The sequence below is a fragment of the Lichenibacterium minor genome, assembly GCF_004137685.1.
Lineage (GTDB): Bacteria > Pseudomonadota > Alphaproteobacteria > Rhizobiales > Beijerinckiaceae > Lichenihabitans > Lichenihabitans minor.
In genome coordinates this window covers 1-13,323 of the sequence record NZ_QYBB01000045.1, presented here as the reverse complement: position 1 = coordinate 13,323, position 13,323 = coordinate 1, and the positions used below count along the sequence as shown (strand labels likewise).

The 13,323-nt window shown below is 61.7% G+C and carries 9 protein-coding genes; 2 read left to right on the top strand and 7 right to left on the bottom strand.

Annotated features, from left to right (window positions below; genetic code table 11):
• Window positions 1–182 precede the first annotated feature (182 nt).
• Complete coding sequence (locus D3273_RS22985) at window positions 183–923, top strand: metallophosphoesterase (protein WP_129229233.1); 741 nt, start codon at window positions 183–185, stop codon at window positions 921–923.
• Here the strand turns inward: D3273_RS22985 and D3273_RS22980 are convergent.
• The 7 genes from D3273_RS22980 to D3273_RS22945 form a co-directional block, all read right to left on the bottom strand.
• Entirely contained in the window at window positions 850–1,122 is a 273-nt protein-coding gene (locus D3273_RS22980; protein WP_129229232.1) for a hypothetical protein, read from the bottom strand. The genes D3273_RS22985 and D3273_RS22980 overlap by 74 nt on opposite strands.
• 69 nt (window positions 1,123–1,191) lie before the next feature.
• Window positions 1,192–1,737 (bottom strand): TonB-dependent receptor, encoded by a 546-nt coding sequence (locus D3273_RS22975; protein WP_129229231.1) that lies wholly within the window; start codon window positions 1,735–1,737, stop codon window positions 1,192–1,194.
• A 71-nt stretch (window positions 1,738–1,808) separates the two neighbouring features.
• Window positions 1,809–2,132, bottom strand: a complete 324-nt coding sequence (locus D3273_RS22970; protein WP_129229230.1) for a TonB-dependent receptor — start codon at window positions 2,130–2,132, stop codon at window positions 1,809–1,811.
• An 862-nt stretch (window positions 2,133–2,994) separates the two neighbouring features.
• Window positions 2,995–3,615: a hypothetical protein gene (locus D3273_RS22960; RefSeq protein WP_129229229.1), complete on the bottom strand. Its 621-nt coding sequence runs from the start codon at window positions 3,613–3,615 to the stop codon at window positions 2,995–2,997.
• A gap of 68 nt (window positions 3,616–3,683) precedes the next feature.
• Window positions 3,684–4,235: a hypothetical protein gene (locus D3273_RS22955; RefSeq protein WP_129229228.1), complete on the bottom strand. Its 552-nt coding sequence runs from the start codon at window positions 4,233–4,235 to the stop codon at window positions 3,684–3,686.
• A gap of 1,428 nt (window positions 4,236–5,663) precedes the next feature.
• On the bottom strand, window positions 5,664–8,483 hold the full coding sequence (locus D3273_RS22950) for an EAL domain-containing protein (RefSeq protein ID WP_129229227.1): 2,820 nt from the start codon (window positions 8,481–8,483) through the stop codon (window positions 5,664–5,666).
• Window positions 8,484–8,602: 119 nt separating this feature from the next.
• Window positions 8,603–10,423 (bottom strand): methyl-accepting chemotaxis protein, encoded by a 1,821-nt coding sequence (locus tag D3273_RS22945; protein WP_281011383.1) that lies wholly within the window; start codon window positions 10,421–10,423, stop codon window positions 8,603–8,605.
• 337 nt (window positions 10,424–10,760) lie between these two features.
• Here D3273_RS22945 and D3273_RS22940 point away from each other — a divergent pair, with 337 nt between their 5' ends.
• On the top strand, window positions 10,761–12,542 hold the full coding sequence (locus tag D3273_RS22940; RefSeq protein WP_207210876.1) for a sensor domain-containing phosphodiesterase: 1,782 nt from the start codon (window positions 10,761–10,763) through the stop codon (window positions 12,540–12,542).
• Window positions 12,543–13,323: the final 781 nt, after the last annotated feature.

The window sequence follows — 13,323 nt, the reverse complement described above, 5'->3', positions numbered from 1 at the left end:
ACATCTCTCACGATGCCATGACGACGTTCGCGCGAAACGAGGTGGAGAAGGACGCTGCCTGACGCGGCTTGTAGCCGTATGCGTCCATACCGGCTGGCCCTCGTTCCCGACGTGGCCGCCGACTTTCCGTGTCATCGCTCCGACCCGGCCATCGCGGGCGGACGTACGCCTAGGCTTCCGTCATGCGTCTCTGGACCTTCTCCGACCTCCATCTCGATGCGAGGGGGAACGCCCCCGACCCGCTCCCGCGCGCCCCGGCCTCGTTCGACGCCGTGGTCGTCTCAGGCGACCTGTCCTCGCCGCTGACCGCAGCCCTCGACTGGCTGCACGTGCGCCTGCCGAGCGTGCCGGTGGTCTACGTCGCCGGCAACCACGACGCCTGGTGCGGTCCCGACGCCGTCGACCGCTACACGCTCGACGTCCAGATGCTGCGCGGCCGCGAGCTGGCGGCGCGCCACGGCATCACGCTTCTAGAGGACGACGACGCCGTCATCGGAGGCGTGCGCTTCCTGGGCGCCACGCTCTGGTCCGACCTCAGGCTGACCGCACGGCTGACGACGATGGACCCGGCCCGCGTCGTCGGGCGCGGCATGCTCGACTATCGGCGCATCCGTCGCCGGCGCAGCGGGCGCCACCACTATGTCAGGCCGACCGACCTGCTGGCGCGCCACCACGCGTCCTGCACTTGGCTGGAGACGGAGTTGGCCCGGCCGCACGACGGGCCAACGGTCGTCGTCACGCACCACGCCCCGCAGCCGCGAGGGCTTAGCCGGCGTTCCACCGCAGCCCGAAGCCCGTCGTGCCGTGTAGGGCGACCTCGCCGCTCAGTTCCCGGCTGCCGCCGAAGTTCTATGCCGCAAGGACGGCCTGCCCCGACGGCAGCAGGCGCAGCCCGAAGCCGAAGGGGGAGCCGATTGAATTGACCTGGCTCTGCGCGAACAGCGCCAAGCGCAGGATCGCCGGCAGGGCTGCAAGATTCCTGTCGTAGTCGACCTCGAAGTTGGTGACAGCGGAGGGAAGGAGGCCGGGGTTGCCGACCACGATGGCCGCGCCGTAGTCCGCCCGGGCGCCGAAATCGATGAGGCTCGGGAGCTGGACGGCGCGAGCGGCCGTCAGCCGCACCGTGTCGGATTCGGTCGCCTTCCAGACGATGCCGCTGTTGAAGCTCGGCTCGACGAGGCTGACGCCGCGCTAGAGCGCGCCCATGCCGGGCACGTTGAACTGCGGCCCCTGGTGGAACAGCAACAGGGCGTCCACCTGCACGGCGTCGGTGAGGGTCAGCCGGGGGGCCAGCTGCCATTCCCACATGGCCGAGGCGGCGGCGATTCGGTCGCCCAGCGTGCCGCTGAACGCGCCCGCCGAGGTGATGGCGTTCTCCCTGTATTCCGCCCCGAGCCGGAAGGTGTGAGCGGTGCCGAGCTTGAACACGTCGCTCGCCTGCACAACGGTGACGCGCTCCAGCCAATTGATGGGCAGGAGGAACTGCTCGAGGATGGTGTTCTGGTTGCGGTAGACGTCGAGCTGGACCAACCCGAGGCTGGTTTCCGCGGCGACGCGGCTGCGGAGGCTGTAGGCCTCGTCGTCCAGCGGCGCGTAGGCGCCAGTGTCGACGTAGTAGTTGCTGCGGACCTTGCCGGCAGAGCCGGACAGGTTCCACTCGACGCCTGGCGCCAGCTGGAAGCGCGCGTCGGCGGCGGCGGAGCCGCGCTCCGGCCGTGGGATTCTGTTCGACGGCACGCCCGCGAACTCGTCGCTCCGGAAGCCCTCCGCGGACAGCCGTACACCGGCGACCCCGGGCACCTGCGCGGTTACCGAACCTCGCCGTAGCTACGCCGCTGGTTGCCGCCCTCCGCCGTGGCCCCGTTCACCTTGTCGCGCAGTGGGTCGAAGGTGACGATGTTGATCACACCCGAGACGGCGTTGAAACCGTACACGGCGGCGCTCGGCCCCTTGATAATCTCGATCTGTCGGATGTCGCGCATCGCCACGGGGATCAGCGACCAGGGCACGTAGCCGTAGTCGTCTTCGTAGACCTGCCGGCAGTCGAGCAGGACGAGGATGCGCGGGTTCAGAGCCGTGTTGTAGCCCCGGATGCCGACGGTTTGCGTCGAGCTGGCCGTAACGGCGCACATCCACGCCGGGGCCAGTGCGCAGCACGTCCGGGATGTTGTCGGCGCCCGTGCGGCGGATCTGCTCCGCGGTAACGATGTCCATGTCGACGGGCACGTCGCTCACCCGCTGGGGCTTGCCGGTGGCGGTCGAGGTCACCGGCTCGCCGAACAGCTGCTCGGCATCCGTGTAGTTGATGGATTGCGCGACGGCGCGAACGGGGGAAAGCGCGAGGATCGCGAGAGTGATGGCAGGCACGCGTCGCATCAGATCTCCATTGCAGCCCTGTGAGCGACCACGGAGGTACTCGGCCTTCCTCTCATACCTGACACCGCGGCCCTGTTCGAAGCCGCGACCCGGGGCTCAAAAATAAGGCTCTCCCGACCATATTTGGGCTTTCTCGTCCGCTTTAGCCATGAGCCGCCTCCGAAGCGGCCGGGCCGCTGTCCACGCTGTCTCGCCGTCCGACCGGTTCCGGCTGGAAGCGACCCAAGCACGACATTGAAGGCGAGTTGCGGCGCGCCAGGAAGCAGACGTTAGGCTGGTCAACCGCATCCGCTCCACTTTCACCACCTCCCCTGTCGGAAGGCTATGCTTAAAGCCCTCGTGCCGGCTCCCGTTGGCCAGAGTGTCGGGCCCGGACGCGTTTTTCGCTCAAGCAACTGCTCAATCCAATGTGTCTCGAGGGCCGTCACCTTGAACGTCGCTCCCGCACTATGGCCCTGCATCAAAAGCCAGATCACCTGCATGTGATACGAGATCCGGTTGATTATGTCGGACCATGGTGCCCTTCAATGATCTAGCTGTCACAGAACTACGGTGTCAGTAATCGCACCCCCACTGCCTCAACCTGAAGGCAACAGCTCTAAAAATATATACCTAAATTCAGGTCGCTTCGATCCTCGCTAGAGCGTCTTGAAACATAGTGCCGATTCCAAACGACTGAATGACAGTGTCTTCGAACAGCTTCGCAAGACACTCGGCTTCAGCCGCTTCCTGTCCAGCTTTTGACGAAAGCTCCTTTTCCACGATCAGAATGGACTCTGCCCTTTGAAGCTTGACCCGCAAATCCAAAACTGTCGACTCCAATATGTCGATCTGTCCTTTCAAAGCGTCAGCTGCATATTTCCATTCCTGCGTTCTCGCCTCAGCAGCTTCGATTTGGCCTTCGGCCTGCGCCTTAAGGACAATGAGATTCTGTTTGAGAAGCTCATTTTCACGAAGGACGAGAGGAATGAAGCTTTTTACATCTTCAAGGAGGCGAAATGCTTTGTTCTGCTCATGCTTGATTATCGAACTCTGACTACTTTCGTGTGAATCCTGCGACGTACTTATAGTAGGAGTAGCTTTCGGTAGCTCTCCAACTATCGGAGTAGATCGTGCGCCGTTAAGTACAAATAGATTCCGGTTTTCGTGCGGCAAAGGCGCCTTGGTACTGCGATCATACATCGTGGCATCAGACGAATGTTCGTCGCGTCGCTCTAGAGAAGGCTGTCGAGACAACATGAGCAACTCCCATTATGTCAAGTTCGATTCGTTTAACCACCAGAGCTCATGATGGTGGCGCTATTGTACTACTCTGCCGCCTGCTGTAGCTTTACCGACTCCATGACCGAGCGTATAGGGGAGCCGCGCCCAAAGGCTGCCTCGACCTGCTGCTGAAGTTTGTTAGACAAATTTTCGGCCTTAGTTGCTCGTAGGGTTGCGACTTTCTGCGACTGCTCCAGTTCAGCTACACGCCCTTCAGCGGCCTGACAGCGATGCGTCAATGCTTTGGTGTCAGCCTCCATCGCCGAATGTTTTGCTCTGAATTCGAGAACCATTTTTCTCAACCCTTCGATATGCGACTCCTGCTCTGAACGATCGGATTTCTCCTGAATTAACTCAGCTTCGAGGATTTCGCATCTAGACGACAAAGCGCCTATTGCTTGCGATGCCGATTCGATGAGATTAGTCGTTTCGTCGATTTCCAAAAGTGTTGCAAATGTGCTTGCCAAGCGCGGATCGCTCGACTTGTCTTTGTAGAAGATTTTATGCATGAACCCCTCCACGTTGGAGTATTCCGCAAGATCCAACACATCCGTTTGGTTGTTCGACCGCGCAGATGCAACCTCAATCGTGCCCATGATTCCCCCTCTCAGCTCTTAATGAAAACTGAACGAAAGTGGTAAATTTTTCGTAAAAAATTTCACCAGAGGAAAGCAAAAGACCAGCCACACGACGAAGTTTCGAAGACGATCAGCGCCAGCGGGCCACCTAAAAAACGTCTCGAGGGTTGGCCAGTTCGTGCTTCCCTCGGCCCTGGTCAACGAAGGAATGTCGGGTGTGCGGACAGGACAGCCGAAGCGGGTCGCTGCTTTCCTACGTGGACCTTGAGCAGCTGGTCCGCTCGAATCATCCCCTGCGAACGATCCGGACTTCCGTGAACGAGGTCCTGGCATCGATCGACGGGCGCTTCGGCAAGTTGCGTTCGGAGATCGGCCTCCTCGCTCTTGCCCGAGCAGGTGCTGCGGGCGATGTCCGCCGCTCGATCAGAGGCGAACAACACTTCCGAGTATCACCGCGGCACGAATCGATGGAAACTCCCCTTCAGGCTGCCGAATACCTGCGCCTACGCCCTCCGCAATAAGACTTGAAGAAGCCAAAGTCGAAACGAATACTCGGCGCGTAATAGGAGGAGTATTTATTTATTGGGGCAACAACCAGAAGCATCAGCTAAGCATCAGTCCTCGATATTTTGCAATATATTTAGAGATATTTTGGAAAGAGCAGCGCTGAAGCTACGGAACCCCCTAGTGAATGATCGAAGTTTCATGCGTTGGTTGGTGTAATCGAGGTGCCGACTGACTGTCGAATGCGCACAGATCAAACAGGACACTCATCGAATGTGCTTGTCGTTTGATCGAAGCGGAAGGCGCTCCTTTACCGATGTAGGGCTCCTCAGCTTCGAAGAGGACAAGAGTTCCTGCTTGGGGAGCCCCCGCACTGGATCCAGAGGCGGCTTCCGCTCTGCAGTAATCTGCTCACGTTTCGACGCGACCGAAAAGGAATTCAGCGCGTCGGCAAGGTAAGCGGTGGATTTCGCTCTCCGCCGTGCTTCGAGAGCAAGGAGTCGTGTGCTGGATATATCGCAGTCGACAATTCCGGGATTGGGCTCGGTGGAATCGGCGCGAGACATACATGATGGATCTTCTGCCCCAATGTCTGCTACAATGCCATTCCGCCCTGCTACGTCGATCTGCAACGTTGCTCCCACGGGCGAGGGGACCGTCGAACATTCGATGACACGCCACGTGAGGTTGGCAAGTGGTGGCTCCGAGATCGAGCACGACAAGCCGCGCTCACGCAGCCGAGAGAAGGCGACGTCGACCGGTGTCCCAACTGGCGCCGTCCTCATCAGCGATGACCTCGCATGACTAACGTCCATCCCCACCATCACAGCCTCAGTATCGACGGCCGGACCACGGCCGCCCCAGGCCGTTACACTCGCAGCCAGCAACACCGATAAGGCGGGAGCGCCGGCTAGAGCGTGAAGCAAGCGCATCGCGAACTCTTCACGCCACGGCTGCCAAGGCTTTGTTGTGAAGCGCGAGGATCGCAGGAACCTCGCGGGCCGTCACGGGACGCCCGACCAACCATCCCTGGATCACGTCCACCCCTACTTCTTCGAGAAAGGCGAGCTGGCGTCGCGTCTCGACCCCTTCAGCCGTCACCTTCATCGAAAACGCCTTCGCGAGGAGCATCACCGCCCTGACGATCTGCTCGGCCCCGCGGCCCGCGTCGAGGTCATTCACAAAAGATCTGTCGACTTTGATGCGCGTGAAGGGAAACGCATGGAGCATCGACAGCGACGACCAGCCTGTACCGAAGTCGTCGAGCGCGAATCCTACGCCCGTAGCCCCGATGTCGCGCATGATGGACGTCGTCTTGGAGGCCTCCTCGACAAGGCTGCTTTCTGTGATCTCCAACTCGAGGCGTTTGGACGGCAGCCCGGCCTTCGCCAAAGCCTCGACGACCAGGGATCGGAATTGCGGGTCGGACAGCTGAACCGCCGACACATTGACGGCCACGTAGGCCTCGTCCGTCCAGGCCGCGGCCTCTCGGCAAGCTTCCCGCATCGCCCATGCCCCCAGATCCCTGATAATGCCGCTCTCTTCCGCGATGGGAATGAACTCCGCTGGCGACACCATGCCGAGACGAGGGTGTCGCCAGCGCATCAGCGCCTCAAAGCCACCGATCCTCATCGACGCGGCGTCGAGTAGGGGTTGGTAGTGCAGCTCGATTTGCCTCAATGCGAGCGCTGACCGTAGCTCGGTTTCGATATCGCGACGTCTTCGGACCCGTTCATCGATCTCCTGCACGAAGAACGTGTGCCTTCCTCGTCCATCCTCCTTAGACTTGTACAACGCCTGATCCGCGGCCGTCGCGATCTCGTGTGCGGTCGATCCGTTCACAGGAATGCAGGCGATACCGATGCTAGCGCCGACGGTCACCTCCCGACCCATCACGACATAAGGCGCTTCAAGCGTCGCGATCACACGCGTGGCCAGGGAAACGACCGCCTCGTTGTCGGGCTCCGCACAGAGCTGCAGAATGGCGAACTCGTCGCCTCCGAGCCGAGCAATCATATCACCGATCTCCACGCATGACCGCAAGCGCTTGGCGACCTGAATCAGCAAGTCATCGCCGGCAGCATGCCCCATGGTGTCGTTGATGGTCTTGAAACGATCGAGGTCCAACGCGTGATAGGCGAACCCTCGGCCGCGCCGAGCGGCAGTCAAGGCCTCATCCAGTTTGGCTCTCATCACCTGGCGGTTCGGAAGACCGGTCAAGCCGTCGTGGTCCGCCAGGAACCGCACACGATCTTCCGCCACCTTCTGCTGCGTCACGTCCTCGATCGTGATGAGAAAGCCGTCATCCGGCATGCGCACCTGCGCAACCGACATGGCGAACCCCTCACCGGCCACGATCCGCTTGGTCGCGCCCCGCTTCCGCGCCCAAGCCGCTTCGATAGCGGCGAAGCGCGCCGCCCCTCGCTCGTCCGCGCCGCGGAAGCGCGCCGCAATCATCGCCAGGTCACCATGCAGGGTCGTCGGCGCGAGGTCAGATCCGATCGTGCCTGTGAGTGCGCGAAAACGTTCGTTGGACAAGCGAAGCGCGCCGTCCGGTCCGAACACGGCGAGGCCTTGGGACATGCTGGCCAGAGCTCCGTCGAGGTCATGCTTGGCCGCCGCGAGCGCGTCCCGCTGACGTCTCTCCTCCGACACATCGGCCAGGACGGCAACCAGCGATCCCTCGGCGGTGCGTCGCCGGCTAACCCGCACACACCTTCCGGCGTCCAGTTGACGCTCGAAGTCGTCCTCGCCCTCGGCTGAAGCGTCAGAGAGGACCGTCAATCCAGCCCCGCCGGCAGCTTGGACCGCCGCTTCGAGAAGAGGCAGCGTCGATCCGACTGTGAAACTTCCGGGCGCCACACCGAGGAGTCCCAACAACGACCCGTTGGCGACTTGCACCACACCATCGCCTGCCACGACGAGAACGCCTTCGGCAGCTCCCTCGAGCGCTAATCCGATCCGTTCCTGAGAAAGCTTACCGAGATCCTGCTGGTACCGGAGGGCAGCAACGAGCTTGTCGCGCATCGTCGTCACCGACCGAGTGAGGTCGCCGAACTCATCGTTCGAGGGACGAGGTGGCTCAGCGTCATGGACGCCGCCGGCCACCTTTCTGGCGAAAAGGACGTTGGTTTTCAGCGGCCCGGTCAGGCTCCTGCCGATCAGCAGGGATGTTACGGCACAGACGACGAGGGCGGCCGCAGAGGAGGAAATGGCGAAGGTCATGCCGGACTGGACCATCGCGAGGGCGTCGTCACGGTTGACGCTGGCCTTCCTCGCCACGAGATACGACAGGGTATCGATCCCCTTCTCGACTTCGTGCGCCGTTTTTTCCATGGCTTCGGAAGCGTCGACCCCGGTTCGGGTGTCCCGCATGGCTTTGTTCCACGCGGCTTCAACGATGCGAAGTTCGCCCGCCGTAGCGGCGACCTCCTGATTGTCGGAACTCGCCGACGCAGTGCCGAGGTCGCGCAAGAACGAGGCGTGAAGGGCGTCCACAAGCTTGGCCGTACGCTCTTGGACGGCGGGGGCGGCATGCAGACCGTGTTCAGCTTCGACCCGCATACCGCCGAAGTCACTCGCCACCGCGCGAGCGAAGGAGATCGCCGTCACAGTCTCCGTGTAGGCCTTCAGGGCAATCTCGCCCGAGCGTCTGGTTTCCCACACACTGCCGAGCGCGACGAGTGCGGTCACCAGACCCGTCATCATGAAGGCCAGCGCCACTTTCCCGCCAATCGTTCGCCTGCCCAGGAGAGACTTCACGGCAGAAAACCCCACTCAGAAATCATGCGCTGCCACGGACACCGTGCTTTCCTCAGACCGTGGGATGACGAGCCCCATCTTGGAGCGCCTGCATGGAGGATTGGTTACGATAGCTCGGATCAGAACTCCTCCCAGTCATTCTGCGCGGCCGCTATCGGGGCCGGCTTGCGTAGAGCTCTTCCACGGACCACGGGACGTGCGGCCGGCACGGCCCTGGGGACGACACGCTCACGGGCGATCGGGACGACGACGCCGACAGCTGCCTTCTGAGCAACCGCTCCGTCGAAGCGGAACCGGCCGACGAGTTGGGCCAGCTCCGATGTTTCGACCATCAGCGACTGAGTCGCCGCGGTGGCCTGCTCCACCATGGCGGCGTTCTGCTGCGTGACCTGATCCATCTGGTTGACCGCCGCATTGACCTCGTCGAGCGCCGTCGCCTGTTCCTGTGCCGAGGACGCGATCTCGCCCACGATGATGTCCATTTCGGACACCTGAGCGGCAATATGCGTGAGCGCCTCTCCGGCTTGTCCCACCAGGGTGACGCCCTGCTCGACCTGGCGGCCGGACTTCGACACCAGCCCCTTGATCTCCTTGGCGGCATCGGCCGAGCGTTGCGCCAGAGCCCGCACTTCCGACGCCACGACCGCGAAGCCCCGGCCCGCCTCGCCGGCCCGCGCCGCCTCGACGCCGGCGTTCAAGGCGAGGAGGTTGGTCTGAAAGGCGATCTCGTCGATGGCGCCGATGATGTGGCCGATCTCGCGCGAGGACGTTTTAATGCCCTGCATGGCCTCAACAGCTTGACGCACAACCTGCCCGGAAGCTTCTGCGCTCCCCCTGGCGGCGCCTACCACGGTGCGGGTGTGCTTGGAGCCTACCGCGGTTTTGCGGACCGTCGCGGTGATCTCGTCGAGGGCCGCGGCGGTCTCCTCCAGCGACGCCGCCTGCTGTTCGGTGCGGCGCGACAGGTCGTCGGAGGCCGTGGAAATCTCCTGCGTGCCGGACCGGATCGCCTCCGAGCGGGCGCTGACCTCGAGCAGGTTCTCGCGCATGCGGTCGACCGCCGCATTGAAATCCGCCCTCAGAGACTCAAAGGCCGGGGCGACGATGTCTTCGATCCTGTGGCCGAGATCGCCGTTGGCGAGCCGCGACAACCCGCCGGCGAGCACCGTCACGGCCTGCACCCTACCACTGACGTCGGTGGCGAACTTGACGACTTTGATCACGCGTCCGTTCGCGTCATAGACCGGATTGTAGGAAGCCTGGATCCAGATCTCTTTCCCGCCCTTGCCGAAGCGCTTGAACTCACCAGCGACGAACTGGCCACCGCGGAGCTTGTCCCAGAACGCACCATAGTCTGTAGACGACGCCTCGACCGGGTCGACGAAGTGGCGGTGGTGCCGTCCCTGAATCTCATCAAGGCCGTAGCCCAAGGTGTTGAGGAAGTTCTCGTTGGCGGTGATGACTTCGCCATCGACGGTGAACTCGATGACGGCCTGGACGCGCTCGATCGCGTCGAGCTTGGCCTTGGCTTCCGCCGCCTTGAGCTTCTCGGCGGTGATGTCAGTCGCGACCTTGATCACCTTGACCACGGCGCCCCGGGCGTTGCAGACGGGGTTGTAGGAAGCCTGGATCCAAACCGACCTCCCGCCTTTGCCGAGACGCTTGTATTCTCGCGCGTCAGGCTGACCCCGCCCTAGCTGGTCCCAGAAGTCGCGGTAGTCCGTACTTTTCGCATAAGCTGAATCGACGAAGATCTGGTGGTGTTGGCCCCGTATCTCAGAAACCTCGTAGCCCATCGCACGGCAGAAGTTTTCATTAGCCGTGATGATCTTTCCACTTGGCTCGAACTCGATAATGGCCACCGATCGGCTCAACGCCGCGATGATACCCTTGGCATTCGCAGCTGAGGATAGAAACTTGCCGATCATGTCGTCATCCATGAAACGCCATCATATGATAATTCAATCCGTCGTAGGATGGAGACATCATACAAATCACAACACGCCTAAGCGTCGTTCGAAACGTGATCACGCTCTAAACATAGTTCGTTAACGAACAGTTTGGTCCAAAATACCTCATTATTTGCGGCTACATCGAAAATCCTTCTTTGAAATTCAACTTCAGAATGCTGCTTCAAGGAAAAAAGGATGATTGCACTGAGGCGGTCTTAACCGCATTTCGTGTGACGCATCGTGACGCAGCCCTGACTTGTCCGACCATTAAGCGTCGGCGTCGTAGAGCGCTGGCAGCACTCAGCCACGCACGACAGGTGACGCAGTGACGACAGAGCAGTTCATCAACCAGAACGAGGCGGCTCGCCTCAACGCGCTCCGTGACCTCAAGATCCTGGACACCTCCCCGAGCGAGAGCTTCGACCGCCTCACCCGCATGGCGAGCCGTCTCCTGGGTGCGCCCGTGTCCGCCATCTCGCTGACCGACCACGATCGCCAGTGGTTCAAATCCAGGGTCGGGGTCGATCTTCAGGAGATCCCCCGCGAGCAGGCACCCTGCTCCTACGCCATTCAGGGCTCGGGTGTCTTCGTCGTCCCAGACCTGCTGGAAGACGAGCGATTCCGCACCAGCCCGCTCGCCAAAGCCGGCATCCGGTTCTATGCCGGCGCTCCCCTTGTCACCCGTGCCGGCTTCGGGCTCGGGGCCATGACCGTCATCGACGACAAGCCACGCCAGATCGGGGCCGACGAGCGGAGAACCCTGCAGGACCTCGCCGGCATGGTGATGGCGCAGATCGAGATCCAGAACATGATCGGCCGCGTCGATGCGACTACCGGCTATCCCAACCAGCACCAGCTGTTCGAAGATCTCGAGCAGCAGGCCACTCAGCATCCGAGGCGGAACGCTGCTGCCGTCCTCGTCGAGATCATGACGGCATCGGCGATCGCTCACGCAACGCGGGTGCTCGGCACGAGCCACGCCGACACGGTGGCGAAGCGGGCCATGCAAGCTATCCAGCGCGGAGTGGGCAACAGTGCTCGTCTCTACCATGTGGGGCAGATGCGCTGCGTAGTTCTGGGGGATGTCGAGACCCCGCGAGCGACGACCATCGCCAGACAGGTCATGCTGACCCTGGCCGAGCCCATCCCATGTGGGGGCGTTCCGGTCAACTTCGATCTCGTCGTGGGCTGCTATGACTTCGTGACGGGCGAAGCAGCTGCCGAGGACGTGCTGCGACGTCTGCTAAACGCCGGCGACGATGCCCGCGAGGCCGATGGCCGGATCGCCAGCTACGACCCGGTGCACGACCAGCGCATGGCGCGCAGCTTCGCCCTGGTCAACGACTTCAGCGCGGCTCTCGCCGCCGATGACCAACTCCAACTCGTATACCAGCCCCGAATCGAGCTCGCCACGGGACGAGTTTTGGGCGTCGAGGCCCTTTTACGCTGGTGCCATCCGACGCTCGGCAACGTGCCACCGGGCGAGTTCGTCCCGCTCGTCGAGCAGACTGCCCTTGTGCGTCCCATGACCGAATGGGTCTTCGCCGCTGCGATCAGGCAGACGCTCGCCTGGACTCGATCCGGACTTGATCTCTGCGTCTCTGTCAACGTTTCAGCTCGCAACCTTGATGAGAGCGACTTCGCGGAACGGCTGCTCCGGGCCGTGCGTGAAGCGCACCTCGACACTCGTCACCTCGAGCTTGAATTCACCGAAAGCGCGACGGCCCGCGATCAGGCCAGCCTCACCTCACAACTCGAAGTGCTGCACGAGGCCGGGATCGCCATCGCCATCGACGACTTCGGCACGGGCTACAGCAACGCTTCCTACATCCAGCACCTGCCCGTCTCGGTGCTGAAGGTCGATCGCTCGTTCGTCACCGATCTCGCCACCTCTGAAAGGAGCGCCAAGCTGGTGCGCAGCATGGTCGCTATGGCCCGAGACCTCGGTTACCGCGTCGTCGCCGAGGGGATCGAAACCCAGGAGGTATATGACCTTCTCGTCGCTTTTGGCTGCGATGAGGGACAGGGCTACTTCATGGCGAAGCCCATGCCGGCGAGCGATATCAAGGTGCGCCTGGGGAAAGCGAATCAGCTCAAGGTTGCGTGACGTTATCGTCAACCGAAGCAAGCGTAGTGGTGGGCAGTTTCGTCGGAACTGCTCCAGTCTTAGGGAGGGGTTCGGATCATAGCCACGGCCGATCCTTCCGGCTGTCGCGATAGCCCTGTCGATGTCAGGTTGGCCGACGAGGGTGTTTTTGCGATCACGCTTTTGGCGGCCTAGAAGCAGGGTGCGGCTCAGGTCGACTCACCATTTTTGTCTGGTAGGTGCTCTCAAGCAGCCTCCCTCCGACAAACGAGTTGATCGGCAACTGGTCGCTCCATTACACAATTCCTCATGCGATTCAGGATTTCATAATTTACCGTTAACCATGGCAAGGCAAACCATGGTCGCGAAGGTACGGTGCGCTCACACATGAAAAAGTCAGGATCCGCTTTGGCCCAGCTATCGCTTCAGCTCCCACGCAAAGATCCTGACGGTCCCCTTGAAACGCTTCTGGGACAGCAAGTTTTCGCAGCGGAGCAAAATGTAGGACGAGCCCTCAGCGGCTATCTCGTCGCTGTGACGGCCGTCACCTTTCTATTCTACCCGGTGGCGGGCTCACCCTTGGTGGTTTGGCTCGCGTCATCTTGGTTTTTCTGCATACCGCGCATCATTTACGCATTCAGACTGTCTCGACAATGTCCATCTCCGACCAGCACTGATACCGTCCGCAATAGTGTGATACTGAGTGTTCTCGCCTCTGTCTCCATGTAATTGCTCACGAGGTCGTGCTGCCGTTCAGGCCGGCACGGCGATTGGCTGGCCTCGCAGCGTGAGGCGGATGGCA

Bases quoted from the DNA above. Each gene is read 5' to 3' on its own strand.
- D3273_RS22985 (WP_129229233.1), top strand. From the start codon at position 183: ATGCGTCTCTGGACCTTCTCCGACCTCCATCTCGATGCGAGGGGGAAC.
- D3273_RS22970 (WP_129229230.1), bottom strand. From the start codon at position 2,132: ATGTGCGCCGTTACGGCCAGCTCGACGCAAACCGTCGGCATCCGGGGC.
- D3273_RS22960 (WP_129229229.1), bottom strand. From the start codon at position 3,615: ATGTTGTCTCGACAGCCTTCTCTAGAGCGACGCGACGAACATTCGTCT.
- D3273_RS22955 (WP_129229228.1), bottom strand. From the start codon at position 4,235: ATGGGCACGATTGAGGTTGCATCTGCGCGGTCGAACAACCAAACGGAT.
- D3273_RS22945 (WP_281011383.1), bottom strand. From the start codon at position 10,423: ATGGATGACGACATGATCGGCAAGTTTCTATCCTCAGCTGCGAATGCC.